Source organism: Halalkalibacter flavus (assembly GCF_036663575.1).
GTDB lineage: Bacteria > Bacillota > Bacilli > Bacillales > Bacillaceae_D > Halalkalibacter > Halalkalibacter flavus.
The window spans coordinates 45,397-60,021 of the sequence record NZ_JAWRVK010000011.1; the positions used below are offsets into that span (position 1 = coordinate 45,397).

The window sequence follows — 14,625 nt, forward strand, 5'->3', positions numbered from 1 at the left end:
ATGGTGATTCCACTCGGAAGCCCATCACCGGCTGTCCTTTAAGGGCTATAGCAAGAAACGCATTCGCAATGTTTTTAATTGGTGATTTATTCCATTTGGCTAAGATTCAACCGTTTAATGGATTAAGGCCTGAATGGAGGCGAATGCATCGGAAAAGTGCTTCAAAGAGGGGATGAAGAGCGAATTGAAAGCAAAAAGAATTGCAAAAGTGTTTCATAAAGGGGGATGAAGGCCCATTTGAGGCCGAAGCCAATCGGAAAAGTCCTTCATAAAGGTGACAATTCCAAATGGAGGGAATATTATCATTTCATATTCGTAAGGTGGGGGAGCCCACCTTACTGTGAATCAAATACTATTTCACCTGTTTTAGATATATCATAATCACTTAAGGAATTTATTTCTTCTTTGAAGGAATGTGATTGAAGAATCTCTTTTAATAAGTTCACTAAGTCCTTGTTTTGTTCATTATTTATCACAACAAGGTCATACCTTTCCATAATTAACGGGACAAAATCAAGACCTACCATTTTTGCAATTTTTTCAATACCAATTCCTATATCTGCCTGACCAGAAGAGATGCAGGAGGCTACACTTAAATGGCTTGTCTCTTCTGTTTGATATCCTTTTATAATAGATGAGGAGATTTGGTTGATTCTTAATTGTTCTTCAAGTAAAATTCTTGCCCCTGATCCTTTTTCTCGATTGATTAAGCGAATATTTTCTTTCTTTAAATCCTCCCAATGATAAAGGTTTAGAGGATTCCCTTTTGGAACTATAAATCCAGCTTTGCGAGAAACAAGGTTAATAACGGTATAGGGAAAGCCAATTAAAATCTTTCTTACAAAAGGGATATTATATTCTCCTGTATCACCATCAAACATATGTAGACTGACAATGTCACATTCCCCTTTATACATTGATAGGAGGCTATTTAAACTTCCTTCATGTGATCGTAAAGCTTTGTAATTCCCTTTGTTTTCAAGATGCTTCCCTAAAATGTCTAACACCATGTCCTGGCCACTAATTAATATATTTCTTATGTAATCTGTCTTTTGTTTACGGTTTTCGAAAGTTGATGAAGCAGATAAATCGGTTGTTAGCTTTTGGTTCTTTCGATGTATTAGTAAGTCTATATCTTCTGAACTGATTCTCATTTGCCTGCCAACTTTAAAAGCAGGTATTTTTCCCTTTTTAATTAGGTCATACACCGTTAGTTTCGAAACCTTTAATAAATTTGCTACTTCTTCGACTGTGTAAGAGATCTCATTATTCATAGAGGTACCCTCCCTTTCTTTTATTTTAACTTTAAATGAGTCATTAGAGAACAATAGTAGAGATAAAATTTATCAATTTAATATTATATCTAGTTATAATTAGTTATAATTAGATATATCTTTTTGGGGTTAGGAGGGGTTAATTTTGAGAAAATCATTTTTGATATTATCTATATTTATACTTTTATTAAATGTTATGGGCTGTTCTACTCAAGAAGAGGGCGGTAGTGAACGAAATGAGGCAGTAGGGGAAGATGTAGAAATCATCGTTTCAGCCGCTGCGAGCTTAACTGAAGTGTTAAATGATATCAAAGTTTCGTTTGAAGAAGAGTATCCAAACATTAACGTGACATTTAATTTTGGAAGTTCTGGTGCACTGCAACAACAAATTATACAAGGTGCACCTGTAGATATTTTTTTCTCAGCGGCTCAGGATAAATTTGAAGAGCTAGTGGAACAAGGTTTTATTAACGAAGAAGTCGGGTTCGATTTGGTTGGTAACCAAATCGTCTTAGTTACAACAATTGATAACGAGCAAATTCAATCGTTTGATGATTTGAAGGAACATGCTCAAACGATTTCGATAGGTACGCCTGAATCAGTCCCTGCTGGAAAATATGCGAAAGAAATGCTAGAGAATGTAGGTTTGTGGAATGAGATTGAAAACAAGATCGTCTTTGCTAAAGATGTGAGGCAAGTGCTAACCTATGTTGAAACGGGTAATGTTGATGCAGGAATTGTCTATCTTACCGATGCATTGATTTCTTCGAAGGTAAATATTGTCACAGAAGCTGAGGAAGGAACTCATGAGCCGATAATCTACCCGCTAGGCGTCATAAATGAGAGTGAAAAGCGTAATGAGTCAATGATCTTTTATGAGTACTTACAATCTGAGAAGTCATTGAAAATTTTTGAGGAGTATGGTTTCCTAAATTTACGAAAATGATGATGAATGATATGTTCTGGTCACCTGTCATCCTTTCAATAAAAGTTGCCTCTATCTCTCTCATAATCGTCTTTGTTTTTGGTTTACTTATGGCAAAAGTCATGACAAATAGGACGTTTAAAGGAAAATCAATCGTAGAAACGATGCTGCTTTTACCTTTAGTTCTTCCACCGTCTGTTGTCGGATTTCTTTTAATTGTTATTTTTGGAAGGCAATCATTTATTGGTGACATTATCCAGTTTTTGTTTAATCAGTCAATTATCTTTACATGGTGGGCTGCGGTTATAGCAGCTACGGTTGTTGCCTTTCCACTTATGTATCAGTCAGCGAAAGCAGGGTTTGAAACGATCGATAAAAATATTGAAGAAGCATCAAGGGTAGACGGCGCAAGTGAATTAAAGGTCTTCTTATTTGTTACGATGCCCCTAGCTTCCAAAGCAATAATGACTGGTACGATATTAAGTTTTGCACGAGCATTAGGAGAATTTGGTGCCACGTTAATGTTTGCAGGTAACATTCCTGGAAAAACACAAACGATTCCAACAGCTATTTACCTTGCCATGGAATCTGGTAATATGCAGTTAGCATGGCTTTGGGTCCTATTGATCATGCTGATTTCATTCACAATGTTATTTTCCATTAATATGATGAAACGAAGTTATTAGATGAAGATTTATTAGTTAGTAAAGATCAGTGCGCATGGATTCGTGATGATATCCATGCGTTTTTCGTGATTTTCATAGGGTGTTGATTGGTTTAAGAGATTAGAGGCTCGCCAGACACCTTTGATTCGATTAGTGTCTGGCATTACCTATAATTTAGCAAAAGAAAGTGGGAAAGCTTTTAGAGGAGAAGTCGATGAAGACCGAAATGCAGTAAAAGAAGGGTGAAAAGGACGTCATAGAGGTAATGAAAACATAAATGTTACAAAAGAAAGGGGAAAAGGTCATCAAGAAGTCGATGAAGACCCAAATGCAAAAATAGAATAGAGAAAAGATCATCATAGAGGTAATGAAGGCATAAAGACAGCAAAAGAAAGAAGGAAAGGTTCTTCATAGAACTATGCTACAAAAAAGATCGCTATTATGAGAGTTTCTTATTCATAATAAGTCCATTGCCGAACGCCAACTCTCTTAAAATTTCTCTGTAGAATTTTACTAATTCTCCTTTTGGAGTCTATGGCTATACACCAATTATACATTTCGTTTGTTGTAATCCTTCGATTAGGGAATAGAAGTTTATACTCTTTTGCACTTCGCAGTACGGCGCCAGTAACTACTTCTTCATGCCAACATTCTTTACAAACACATTTTCTTCCTTCGATCGCAACTGAGAACGAGGTGCACTTGGCACAAGTAATTCCTTTTTGAAGTATGTCATAATCATAAGTTGGTAGCATTTTAAAGGGAGAGTCTGTAATATGCAAGGAAACTAATTTATCAGCTAGCATCTTGTGTTTAGCATTTAGCTTTGATGGTGTCGTATTTAGTTTACTTAAATATCTATTCATTTGGGTTGGAAAAATAAATGGGATGTTGAGAGGTGTTTGATATAATGTGAATTCGGGGTTGATGAAAACGACGGACGCATGAATAGGTAGGTTAAATCCAAGGTTTTGAAATAACCGACGTAATAAAGATTCACTTCTAATCAGTTGATTGAAGGGATTCGTTATTTCAGAATTGGAGATCTTGTAAAATCCTTCTGAATCGTAATAATAATCACCTTCATAATTTTTAACTTCAAATAAGTAAACAGATTCTTGAGTAATAATCAGTGAGTCGATTTGGAATAAAGTGTTGTTTTGTTTGAGTAGCAAATCATTTACTATGAGGCATTCACACTGAAGGTTTTCTGTTAATAAATCAAATGTTTTTTCCCCATCAAAACCCTTTTCAAGATAGAAGTAGTACTGCTTATCTTTGTCGGATAAATTCATCCTATTGTTTAAGGATCTAAGAATAAGCAATTCATTAGATTCAGTGCGTGATTTATAAGGGCATAATCGTCCACATCCTTTCTTTTTTAATACTAACAAGTCTATTATACATAATAGTGTGAATATTTTGGGTGTTTTTTAAATTATAGAGGGGATGAAAGCTGTATTAGAGTAAAAGTGATGAGGAAAAGCCATTCATAAAAGGGATGAAAGCCCAAAGGAAGCAAAAGCAAAGAGGAAAAGCCATTCATAAAAGGGATGAAAGCCCAAAGGAAGAAAAAATAAATAGAAAAAGTCGTTCATAAAACCAGCATCCTCTATTCCAATCCTACTAAGCTCTCCCAGTGCTATATGCTATAATTCATGCTAGAGATACCAGTACTTATCGAAAAGGTCGGTGAAAGGAGGGTTTTCCTTGGATCTCAATCAGTTAATCCTCGGTAAGATCATACTAAATAAATATGTTCATAGCTTAAATCAGGATGGAGCGACTTTTCATATTCATTATTGGGGTGCTATACCAAAGCATCATGATAATCACCTTCATAAACATTCCTATTTTGAAGTGTGTTACATTGTCGATGGGGAAGGGACTTATATAGATAATGAATGTACATATAAGTTACAAAAACATACGATTTTCCTTTCAAAGCCGGAAGTGGTACACCAGATAAAAAGTGAAAGTGGATTATCGATTGTCTATGTTGGGTTTGAATTAGTAGAGTCAGAATCCAGGGTGGAATGGATAAAGTTAATGGAAAAAGCTATGAAATGTTCAGAAGTCGTAATTAACGTAGAAGATGACAACCCAAGTGCGTTACTTTGGAAGTCTCTGATGATAAAAGCAACAAGGATGGAACATGCTTTTGCTGTAGGAATTCTAAGGAGTATAGCTTCGTCCCTTATCCTTTCATTGCTTCAAGCGTTCGTCCCTCATTCAGGTAAAGAAGATCAGAGGAATCCGAGTAAACGAGGTTCACCACTTTTGCATCAAGCGGTATTATTTATTAAGGATAATTTATCACATTCCATAAAACTAGCCGACTTAGCTAATTATTTGAATTTATCCAGTCGTCACTTGTCTCGGCTTTTTATATCAGAATTAGGTGTGAGTTTTTCTGATTATGTTCGAAATCAGAGAATCCGAAGAGCTGCCATCTTACTTAAAGAAACAGAAATTTCTATAAAAGAAATCGCAGAGCAAACGGGTTTTCCTAATGTTCATTACTTTACTCGGGTTTTTACTTCGGCAATGGGGAGTTCACCAGGTCTTTTTCGATCACTTTATATAAGCCAAAAAACAACAACTTATCAAGAAGATTAACCTTACCATAGAGAGAAAGATCAAGGAGGGCTTTTTTTGACATTACTAAATACTGTGTCGGGAATCACCCCTATGAATGAATATGTTCACCTATTAAATCACAACGGTGCATGTTTTCGTATTCATTACTGGGGTGCGATGCCAAAGCATTATAATAATATATTTCATAAACATTCTTTCTTTGAGATCTGTTATGTGCTTGAGGGTGAAGGTTATTATGTAGAAGAACAAGGTAAAAAGTATTCTCTTTATGCTAATACCATGTTTCTATCAAGACCAGATGTTTTGCACCAAATAGAAAGTGAAGAAGGGCTTTTTATTTTATATGTTGCGTTTGAACTAGTTGAGTCAGAATCAAGTGAAGAGTGGGTCAAGATTATCGAAGAAGCAAAGCAAAGTTCAAAAGTCATGTTGCATGTAAACGAAGAGACCATTGCTGTATTGCTCTGGAAGTCGTTGCTTCAACAGGCTGCAAAAACGGACTGTGTTTTGTTTAAGGAAACCATTACTAGCTTAGCTAGTTCATTAATCCAGTCATTATTAGAAGTGTTCGCGCCATTTCCACAAAATAAAATTCAAGAGGCTCTGCCTAATCCCAATTCTTTACTTCTATATGAAGTGAAATTACATATTCGAGATAATCTATCTAATCCTTTAAAATTAATCGATGTAGCAGATCATTTTCATGTTTCGGGGAGACATCTGTCTAGAATATTTGTCTCTGAATTAGGTGTTAGTTTCTCTGAGTTTGTTCAAAATGAAAGGATACAAAGAGCTGCTACGTTACTGAAAGCAACGGATCTTCCCATTAAGGATGTGGCAGAAGAAAGCGGCTTCTCAACGGTTCATTATTTTACAAGTGTATTTACTTCTATTATGGGGAAATCACCAGGACGTTTTCGTGACTTAACATAAATTTAAAAACATCCATATTTGTATTAGCGCTCTTATAAGATGGAAAAAGAGGAGCGCTTGGGCTGATTTCTAAATCGTCTTCAAAGAGTAAACCTAGTAATATCAATACTTTCATAAGATTGATCAAATCAATAATTCCTTTAAGGGTGTGCCAAAGGTTTGTTTTTGTCCTTTGGCACATCCTTCTTTTTTAATGCCGTAATTTCAACTATGTCCTTAAAAGACAAAGAGTAGTCTTGATATTAGAAATACAAAGAATCTACATTTTCCTATAATCAACTTAAGAAATCGTTTTCAGTGGTTTACAACTAAAAGCAGGTTACTGAAGCTAAAAGGAGGGGATTTTCTTAGAGCTACTAGGTTTCTCTCCCACAAGTCGACTGAAAAGTGTTTCGAAAAAATAGTGAGTATTGATAACGATTTCATTGCTTTAATCTATATTGAATTGGAGGAAGAATCTCATGATGAAAACAGGCTTAGTTACAGATATTTTAGGCTATATGCCATTTGAAAAAATGCTAGACACTTGTCAGGAATTAGGTATTGAAACTTTAGAGTTAGGTTGTGGAAACTGGTCAAAAGCTCCACATCTTGATTTAGACGGTTTATTAGAAAGTGCAGAAGCGCGTAAACAATTCTTAGATGCTATTCAAAGCAGAGGGATTGAAATTGCGGCTTTAAATTGCTCAGGAAATCAGCTTGAATCAACAGAACAAGGGAAAAAGCACGCAGAAGTCGTTGAAAAGACGTTTAAGCTAGCTGGACTATTAGGGGTAAAAACTGTTGTTATGATGTCTGGATGTCCAAGTGCTGGACCAAATGACACCATTCCAAACTGGATTACACATCCAATTTTGCCTCCTCATTTTGAACAATTAAAATGGCAATGGAATGAAGTAGCATTCCCATACTGGGAAAAAGCTGTAAAGGTTGCAAAGGAACTGGGTGTAGAAAAAATTGCGATTGAAAACCTTGGCTTCAATCTAGTCCACAATCCAGAAACGTTGTTCAAGTTAAGAAATGAAGTCGGAGAAATGGTTGGGATGAATTTCGATCCAAGTCACTTATTCTGGATGGGTGGAGATCCAATTGCTGCAGCAAGAGCATTAGGAAGTGCCATGCACCATGTTCATGCTAAAGATGTTCGAATTGAGAGAGGAGTTAATGATGTACACGGATTAATTGATATTAAGCCAATGGAAGACTTTGCAACTCGTTCTTGGAATTACGTAGCACTAGGACATGGACATGATGTTGGTTATTGGAAGGAATTCTTTACAGTTGTGAAGATGATGGGCTATGAGGGACCGATTGTTCTTGAAATGGAAGATTTAACAATGGATCCACTCACAGGCGTGAAAAAGTCTATGGATGTTCTTAAAGAATCTTTGCCAAGAGATTTCAAGAAAATTAACTCAGTGTTTAATCCTGTAACCGCAGGGGTTTAAGGCATTATCAAATTGTAAGATTAACTTCAGTTATAAATATATTCTGAGATGAGAGGGGATTTTACTATGTTAAATGGTGAGAAAAGAATCGCAAGACCACTTCGCTGGGCTATGGTTGGTGGAGGAAGACACGGACAGGTTGGTTACAAACATCGTACTGGGGCATTAAGAGATAACACAGCTTTTCAACTCGTAGCTGGTGCTTTTGATATCGATGCTGAAAGAGGGAAAGACTTTGGAATTAAACTAGGCGTAGACGAAAACCGCTTGTACCCTGATTACAAAACAATGTTTGCAGAGGAAGCAAAACGCGAAGATGGAATTGAAGTAATTTCCATTGCAACACCGAATGGAACGCACTATGAAATTTGTAAAGCAGCATTAGAAGCAGATCTTCACGTTATTTGTGAAAAGCCGCTATTCTTTACAAGTAAAGAAGTTCTAGAAATTAAAGAACTTGCAGAAGAAAAACGAAAAATTGTTGGCGTAACATATGGTTTCTCTGGTAATCAAATGCTACTTCAGATGAGAGCGATGATTGAAAAAGGAGAAATTGGGGAAGTTCGTGTTGTTGATCTACAGTATACTCATGGATTTAGTGCAAATGATGAGGCAGATAAATTTAGTGATGCGCAAAAATGGCGTGTTGATCCAAAAATTGCAGGGCCAAGCTTTGTACTAGGCGATCTATCTACACACACTTTTTACATGTCACAGCTAGTGATGCCTCACATGAAAATTAAAAAGTTATTATGTGACCGTCAAAGCTTCATACCTAGCCGTTCCCCGTTAGAGGATAACGCACATGTCCTAATGCATTATGAAAATGGCGCTGTCGGAACTATGTGGACATCTGCTATCAATGCGGGATGTATGGATGGCCATAGAATCCGTATTGTTGGATCGAAAGCGAGTTTAGAGTGGTGGGATAGCAATCCGAATGAGTTACGATATGAAGTTCAGGGACAACCTTCACAAATTTTGGTTCGTGGTATGTCTTATTTAGATGAAAGCTGCATGGCCGATGAGCGTTTAGGGGCTTTACATTCAGAAGGGCTTTCTGAATCATGGGCTAATATTTACTTGAAGTTTGCGATTGCGATTGATGCAAAAAATCGCGGAGACGAAGAAACATTACGTAACCTTGTTTACCCTGATATTAATGCTGGATTGGATGGCGTTCGCTGGGTTGAGAATTGTGTACGCTCAGCAGCAAATGGTGCAACTTGGGTAGATTTTAAAGAAGTGGAAGAGAGTCTTTCAGTATAATAACTTTCCTTTTTCATTGACAATTCTAACGTGTTATTAAGGAAAATTGAAATCAATAGTAGGTTTCATACTCTACTATTGATTTCAAAGTACCCCCCAAAGTTGTCTGGGACTTTGAAGCTTTATTAAAAAAACTCTATAAGCATTAGTAGTCTGATGTTTCCTCTTTAATATTTAAAAACGCATACTTTTGATTCTCTGAAAGGGGGGAGAAAAAGAAAAGTTTCAGTTTCTACATGCAATGAAAAAATATTAGGGGGATTATGATGACAAAGAAAAAAATGTTCTCAATGATTCTTAGCTTAGTCTTAATGTTCACACTCGCTGCTTGCGGTGGAGGAGGAGAAGGGGCATCAACGGGTGCAACAGACGGCTCTAGTGGAGACAAAAAAGTAATAGGGGTTTCCCTTTCTAGTGTAAGTGATACATTCCGTACATTTATCTATGACGCAATGAATGAAGAAGCAGCAAATCACCCAGACTTTGAATTTGTTTATTCTGATGCACAAGAAGATAGTTCAAGACAAATGAACCAAGTTGAGAACTTTATTTCTCGGGGTGTAGATGCCATCATCTTTATGCCGGTAGATACAGTTGCAGCTCCTGATATCGTCGCGAAAGTAAATGAAGCTGGCATCCCTATTGTTGTTGTCAACCAGACATTTAATGGAGTTGATAAAGCAACGGCCTTTGTTGGATCATCTTCGATTGAATCTGGACTGATTCAAATGGAAGAAGTAGTGAATTTGCTTGATGGAAAAGGAAACATTGCCATTATGGATGGAATGTTAGGACATGAAGCACAAATTAAAAGAACAGAAGGAAATATGGAAATTATTGAGGAACATCCAGATATGGAAGTCGTCTTACAAGGAACAGGGGAATGGTCTCGTAATCAAGGCATGAACCTAATGGAAAACTGGCTTCAATCTGGAAAACAAATTGACGCTGTTGTCGCTAATAATGATGAAATGGCCATTGGTGCCTTATTAGCAATTGAAGCGGCAGGCAAATTAGATGAGATTATCGTAGCAGGAATTGATGCGTCACCAGATGCGTTAGAATATATGCAAGCTGGTAAAATGGACGTAACGGTGTTCCAAGATGCGAAAGATCAAGGTTCTACTGGAGTACAAGTAGCTGTTAAAGCAGCAAACGGCGAAGGTGTTGAAACGGTGATCATTCCGTATCTTTTAGTAACTCCTGAAAATGTAGATGAATTTGTAGGGAAAAATTAAAGAGGGAAAACCCCATTTCATTTTATTCTATTTGTTGAAGAAAATACGAATAGTATTAGCTGAAAAATAAAACAATAGTAAATGGGTGCATAAATATGTACCCTTCCCTTTCTCTATATAGTATAAAATAATTTTTAAAAAATTATTTTATGAAACTAGCATTGATCGTTGATGTTGAGATAGAGAATCATTGAAAAAAAATAAGGGGGGATAGAAGGAACTTCCTTCACCTTTATGATGAATAACCAGCGATATTACATTTTTTTTATAGCAGCAGTGGCTTCTTTAGGTGGACTTCTTTTCGGTTATGATACAGCGGTTATTGCAGGGGCAGAACAATCCATACAACTATACTTAGTGGACAGTTTAGGGTTAAGTTCGTTCGTTCATGGTTTTACTGTATCTAGTGCATTAATCGGATGTATTATAGGAGCAATCATTTCTGGAATGTTGTCCAACAAGATCGGACGACGTAATACACTCGTGATTGCAGCTGTTTTATTTTTTCTATCAGCACTAGGCTCAGCTTACCCGGAGTTACTATTCTTCACTTATGGTGAACCTAGCCTTGCATTGTTGGTTACCTTTAACATTTATAGAATCATAGGTGGTATTGGAGTAGGTTTAGCTTCAGCCATAGCGCCAATGTATATTAGTGAAATGAGTCCTGCGAATATTAGGGGGAAATTGGTCGTTTTATATAATATGGCTGTTGTTTTTGGGCAAACAATTGTATACGTTGTCAACTGGCGCATAGCTTCTGGACAAACCAGCGCTTGGATAAATGATATTGGATGGAGATATATGTTTGCTTCAGAATTGATCCCAGCTGCCTTATTTTTCGGCCTTCTTTTATTTATTCCGGAAACACCTAGATATATGGCCCTTAAAAAGGACTATGATAAAGCATATACCCTATTAGAAAAGATAAATGGATCTAAACAAATAGCTAGCGAAACTCTGCAACAAATCAAACATTCTTTAAACACTTCAACAGAAAAAGTAAACATTTTCTATTATGGAAAGCGAGTTTTGATCGTAGGTATGACATTGGCTATTTTATGCCAATTTATTGGTATAAATATCATTCTTTATTATGCGCCACGAATCTTTGAAAGCCTTGGTGCTGATTCGTCAACATCCATGTTTCAAACGATATTTGTTGGAGTGATAAGTGTTATTGTTTCATTAATAGCTGTAAGGCTCATTGATAGACAAGGAAGAAAGTTCTTACTGCTTTTGGGTTCTGCAGGATGTGCAATTAGTTTAATTGCAGTAGCGACAACATTCTTTTTGAACATCGAAGGAATTAGTACACTGATATTTATATTAGCATTTGTAGCTTTATTTCAAATGACTTGGGGACCTGTTGCCTGGGTTGTAATATCAGAGTTGTTCCCTACTAAGATTAGAGGCCAAGCCGTTGCGATTGCTGTTACATTAGTGTGGGGAGCGAATTTAACAGCTTCATCTACATTTCCTCCACTAAATGAAGTTTTGGGTACAGGAACGTTTCTTATTTACGGACTTATTAGTGCTTTCGCCTTTTTCTTTGTATTGAAATTTGTTCCAGAAACAAAAAATAAATCACTTGAAGAAATTGAAGAGGTATGGCTCGCTGAAAAAAAAATTGAACTAGCAACAACAGATATGGCTGATAAAAAGGCGAATTAGAAATGACGAGAAATCCGAGTAAAACAACTCACTAGAAGATGAATGACGTCTAGGGAAGAATGGTTTTCTAGAGTTTTCATCTAACAGGTTGGAGTTCATAGATAAAAATTTTTTTACAGTGGGAATACTTTTTCCACAAATGAAAGGAGAATTTTAATAATGCGTTTAGCTTATGATCCGTCACATTATCGTGATAATACCAATTTAAAAGAGACGATCGATGCCGTTGCCAGGTTAGGGTATGAATATGTAGAATTATCACCGCGTAAAGATTTTATTTGGTTTTATGAATATCCAAAGGTAGATAAGCAGCTGATCAAAGATCTTAAAAAATATTGCTCAGATGCTGGGGTGAAGATCTCTTCGGTCCTTCCTGTTCAACAATGGTCTTCTCCAAATGAGGAAGAACGTCAAGCGGCCGTACGAAATTGGAAGCGTTGTATTGAAATCACTTCTGAATTAGGTGTCGATTTAATGAACAGTGAATTTGCCGGTGACATAAGCCGTCCGGTTGAAAGTGAAGCGGCTTTTGTGAAATCAATGTACGAATTAATGCCACTTTTTGAAAAAGAAGGCATTAGACTGAATTTACAATCGCACCCGAATGATTTCATTGAGTTGAATACAGAAGCGATTCGAATGATTCGTGCACTCGATAAAGACTGGATTAAGTTAGTATATTCAGTTGCCCATGCGTTCTTCTATGATGATGGCATTGGTGATGTAGAGAAACACTTAGAAGAAGCAGGAGATTTATTGGATCACGTTCTCATTGCCGACACGCTTAATCATAAAGCCGCATTTGGATTACGTTATATTGTGAATCCACCTGATGCAAAAGTAACCATTCACCAGCACCTAAATCCTGGTGAAGGGGAAGTAAACTTTGATGCATTATATCGCAAGCTAAGAGAAATGAAATTTGATGGAATTGTAACAAATTCAGTCTTTGCTTATCCTGATCGACCAGAATGGTCAAATGAGCTAACGCTGAAATCCATTAAAGAAGGATTAAATATTTGAGTAGCAATAGAAATGTATAGGATGGTTTAAAGAACAATTAGAAGATTATTCAAAAAATACAGGTTTCAAAACCCACTATTTTTTCATAGATATTCCCCCTGAAAAACTATGAAAATCCTAAAACCAATTTGGACTTTAAGACTTCGGTATTTGCCGAGGTCTTATTTCTTTTATTTCTTCTCCAATTATCATATCAATCCACTGTAAACAAAGATTATATAAATGAAAGAACCTCAAAAATAGGAAGAATCAAAGTGGAAAGTAGAAAAAAAGGAAAGAACTTCCCTTAGGGGTGACTGCATTTCATAAGAAAGGAATGAATTATAAGTGCAGTTTTATCATTGTTTTGTAAGAGTTTCTTGTAATATCACGTGTTGCAGATGAGAATTAACCTATAAAAACTACGGATCTTTAAATGGAAAAATCCAAAAAAAGTTTGACTAATGAAAATAGATAGGTTAATATCAGAAATAAGGAAAGAGCTTTCCTAAAAATGAATGGTGTATATTATTTTATGGAGGTATAGTTATGAATAAAGTAAATATTGGTTTAATAGGTGCTGGAAGAATGGGGGCTTTTCATGGGGAAACGATTGCTCAGCGATTACCTCAAGCGAATTTGTATGCGGTTGCAGATCCTGTTCCAGGTTCGGCTGAAAAACTAATTGAACGTTTAGGTGTCGATGCGAAGGCTTATACAAGCCCAATGGATTTAATTCAAGATCCAGAAATTCAAGCGGTTGTTATTGTTTCACCAGCTCGTACACATGCAAGCAATGTACTTGCTGCGATTAAGCAAGGTAAGGCAGTATTTTGTGAGAAGCCTATGGCTGTTACTTTAGAAGAGGCGGATGAGGTTGTTCAAGCGGCAGAGGAAAGTAATGTATTAGTACAAGTTGGTTTTAATCGTAGGTTTGAAAAAGGCTTTAAAGCAGCTCATAAGGAGATCAAAGCTGGGAACATTGGAACTCCACAATTAATGAAATCTACGACAAAAGATCCAAAGTTAAATGGAGCTGAATCAATCCCTGAATGGACGATTTTCTTAGAAACTTTAATTCACGATTTTGATGCTCTTATGTATTTGAACCCAGGTGCCAAACCAGTTGAAGTATATGCGGTTGCAGATGCATTGATTCGACCAGACTTAAAAGAAAGTGGATTATTAGATACAGCTTCTGTAACAGTCAAATTTGATAACGGTGCCATTGCAACGGCAGATGCAAACTTCCAAGCTGTTTACGGTTATGACGTTCGAGCAGAAGTGTTTGGATCTGAAGGTATGCTGACTATGGGTGGACTACGTGAATCAAGTATGACTAGATACAATCGTAATGGTGTAAGCTATGATACATCTAGCTATGATCAAGATTTATTGTTTGATGCTTATGTAGAGGAATTAAGAAGCTTTGCAGATTGCATCATTCAAAATAAACCAGCAGAAGCGACGGCTGAGGATGCTAGATGGGCGTTGAAAATTGCATTAGCAAGTATTGAATCTGTAAAAACGAACAGTCCCATTAAAATTGATAATCTAGTACTAGTTAAATAATTTAAAAGATATCTACTAATTATA

General features: G+C 36.4%; 12 protein-coding genes. 10 read left to right on the forward strand and 2 right to left on the reverse strand.

The features are described 5' to 3' along the window. Positions 1 to 335: 335 nt before the first annotated feature. Entirely contained in the window at positions 336 to 1,274 is a 939-nt protein-coding gene (locus SAY88_RS09510; RefSeq protein ID WP_332631339.1) for a substrate-binding domain-containing protein, read from the reverse strand. Between the two features lie 196 nt (positions 1,275 to 1,470). Between SAY88_RS09510 and modA the strand changes: the two genes are divergently transcribed. Both modA and modB read left to right on the forward strand, forming a co-directional pair. Beyond that, positions 1,471 to 2,220 (forward strand): molybdate ABC transporter substrate-binding protein, encoded by a 750-nt coding sequence (gene modA, locus SAY88_RS09515; RefSeq protein ID WP_332631433.1) that lies wholly within the window; start codon positions 1,471 to 1,473, stop codon positions 2,218 to 2,220. Between the two features lie 2 nt (positions 2,221 to 2,222). Next, on the forward strand, positions 2,223 to 2,885 hold the full coding sequence (modB, locus tag SAY88_RS09520) for a molybdate ABC transporter permease subunit (RefSeq protein ID WP_332631436.1): 663 nt from the start codon (positions 2,223 to 2,225) through the stop codon (positions 2,883 to 2,885). 431 nt (positions 2,886 to 3,316) lie between these two features. On the opposite strand, the gene SAY88_RS09525 is transcribed toward modB, so the two are convergent. After that, positions 3,317 to 4,258, reverse strand: a complete 942-nt coding sequence (locus tag SAY88_RS09525; RefSeq protein ID WP_332631340.1) for a nuclease-related domain-containing protein — start codon at positions 4,256 to 4,258, stop codon at positions 3,317 to 3,319. A 316-nt stretch (positions 4,259 to 4,574) separates the two neighbouring features. Here SAY88_RS09525 and SAY88_RS09530 point away from each other — a divergent pair, with 316 nt between their 5' ends. From SAY88_RS09530 to SAY88_RS09565, 8 genes are all read left to right on the forward strand, one after another. Continuing rightward, positions 4,575 to 5,483, forward strand: a complete 909-nt coding sequence (locus SAY88_RS09530) for an AraC family transcriptional regulator (RefSeq protein WP_332631341.1) — start codon at positions 4,575 to 4,577, stop codon at positions 5,481 to 5,483. A 36-nt stretch (positions 5,484 to 5,519) separates the two neighbouring features. Then, positions 5,520 to 6,398: an AraC family transcriptional regulator gene (locus SAY88_RS09535; RefSeq protein WP_332631342.1), complete on the forward strand. Its 879-nt coding sequence runs from the start codon at positions 5,520 to 5,522 to the stop codon at positions 6,396 to 6,398. A 464-nt stretch (positions 6,399 to 6,862) separates the two neighbouring features. After that, complete coding sequence (locus SAY88_RS09540; protein ID WP_332631438.1) at positions 6,863 to 7,846, forward strand: sugar phosphate isomerase/epimerase family protein; 984 nt, start codon at positions 6,863 to 6,865, stop codon at positions 7,844 to 7,846. A gap of 66 nt (positions 7,847 to 7,912) precedes the next feature. Then, positions 7,913 to 9,115: a Gfo/Idh/MocA family protein gene (locus SAY88_RS09545; protein WP_332631344.1), complete on the forward strand. Its 1,203-nt coding sequence runs from the start codon at positions 7,913 to 7,915 to the stop codon at positions 9,113 to 9,115. Positions 9,116 to 9,378: 263 nt separating this feature from the next. Beyond that, on the forward strand, positions 9,379 to 10,353 hold the full coding sequence (locus SAY88_RS09550; protein WP_332631346.1) for a sugar ABC transporter substrate-binding protein: 975 nt from the start codon (positions 9,379 to 9,381) through the stop codon (positions 10,351 to 10,353). Positions 10,354 to 10,587: 234 nt separating this feature from the next. Beyond that, positions 10,588 to 12,027, forward strand: a complete 1,440-nt coding sequence (locus tag SAY88_RS09555; RefSeq protein WP_332631347.1) for a sugar porter family MFS transporter — start codon at positions 10,588 to 10,590, stop codon at positions 12,025 to 12,027. A gap of 159 nt (positions 12,028 to 12,186) precedes the next feature. Continuing rightward, positions 12,187 to 13,050 carry a sugar phosphate isomerase/epimerase family protein gene (locus SAY88_RS09560; RefSeq protein ID WP_332631349.1) on the forward strand — a complete coding sequence of 288 codons (864 nt, stop codon included), beginning with the start codon at positions 12,187 to 12,189 and terminating at the stop codon, positions 13,048 to 13,050. 528 nt (positions 13,051 to 13,578) lie between these two features. Then, positions 13,579 to 14,601, forward strand: coding sequence for a Gfo/Idh/MocA family oxidoreductase (locus SAY88_RS09565; protein WP_332631351.1), 1,023 nt, complete (start codon positions 13,579 to 13,581; stop codon positions 14,599 to 14,601). Positions 14,602 to 14,625: the final 24 nt, after the last annotated feature.